Here is a 1,449-nt window from a genome sequence, read left to right on the forward strand (position 1 = left end):
CTCTTCCCGATTCAGAGTGCGTTGATCCGGTCTTGAAGTTGGCCGGAGTGGATCAGGGATCGCAGGATGTAGTGGTTGAGGTTGCGGAATCCCAGGGCGATACCGCGTAGGTGTTCCAGGCGGCCGTTGATGGCTTCGACGGGGCCGTTGGAGACACCGACATCGAAGTAGGCCAGGATCTCGTGGCGGCGCTTCCACAGGCTGCGGCCCAGCTGCGCCAACTCATCGAGTCCCTTGGGAAGTCCGGTTCGAATCCGTTTGAGGCACTTGAACATCGCCAGCTTGCCCGCCCGCCGATCCGGGTTGGCGTAAGCGGCGATCAGGTCCTGGTAGTAGCAGGCGGTGACCTCTACCGCCGCGTGCGCATCATGGGCAGCCAGAGCGGTGTCGAGCTTGGCTTTCTGCTTGTCGGTGAGCAATTCGGTGCGGGTCAGCAGGATTCGGCGGATCTCGTACAGCGGATCACCGGTACGCCCACGGTGCCCGCAGGTGTCCTGCTGGACGCGTTGACGGCACAAGGTGAGCTTGTCGGCAGCCAGATGCACGACATGGAACGGATCCATCACCGCCCGCGCCGCAGGTAGGGCATCAGCGGTGGCGGTGCGGTAGCCGGCGAACCCATCCATCGCCACCACCTTGACCCGGCTGCGGAAGTTCGCATCCTGGGCGTTGAGCCAGTCCTTGAGCACCGTGGCTGATCGTCCGGCGATCATGTCAAGTAGCCGTGACGGTCCGGTGCCGTCGATGACCGGGGTCAAGTCGACCAGCACGGTCACGAAGTCCGCCTCACCTTGCCCGCGGCAGTGCTTCCACTTGTGCTCATCCACGCCGAGGTAACGCACCCCATCGAGGTGGCCGGGTGAGCCGAAGACCAGCTCACGGGTGAGTTCGGCGGCTACCGCGTTCACGGTGTTCCAGCCCAGGCCCAGTGACTTGGCGACCGCCGATACCGACATCTTGTCGATCGCCAACCGCTGCAGAATCCAGCGGGCACACCGGCGAGTGGTCGATGCCTTCGGTGCCGCGACCCGCTCGATGCCCTGCCGGAAGATCGTCACCGGGCAGCTCTCATCCCCACAGATGAAGCGCGGCACGCGCAGCCGCAGCCGGGTCGGATGCCCCACCACCGGCAGGTCGGTCAGGATCCGCTCGACGTGATCACGCAGGCGCCCGGACGTACCGCATTTCGGGCAGATCGGATCGTGTTCGACCGGTCGGCAATCGATCCAGGTCAGCTCCTCGGCGATCGCCGCGCCGGTGATCGTCACCCCCAACTCCACGGTTCGGCAGATGGTGTCAGCAACAAGGCACGTAGGCTCAGACATGGGTCCTGTGGGTGGTTGATTTGGCGTGTAGGAACCCTCATCCTCACACCCCAGGACCCGCCTACATCCCCAACCTCACCGCCGCACCACGAACCAGCTCATGCACTCCCAATCGGGAAGAGCC

Annotated in this window: 1 protein-coding gene; it reads right to left on the minus strand. The window is 64.5% G+C overall.

Going from position 1 to position 1,449, the window contains the following annotated elements; genetic code table 11:
• Nucleotides 1–11: 11 nt before the first annotated feature.
• Nucleotides 12–1,325 carry an ISL3 family transposase gene (locus tag B8W67_RS20050; RefSeq protein WP_085305926.1) on the minus strand — a complete coding sequence of 438 codons (1,314 nt, stop codon included), beginning with the start codon at nucleotides 1,323–1,325 and terminating at the stop codon, nucleotides 12–14.
• Between the last annotated feature and the right edge of the window lie 124 nt (nucleotides 1,326–1,449).

The sequence above is a fragment of the Mycolicibacillus koreensis genome, from assembly GCF_002104795.1.
Classification (GTDB): Bacteria; Actinomycetota; Actinomycetes; order Mycobacteriales; family Mycobacteriaceae; genus Mycobacterium; species Mycobacterium koreense.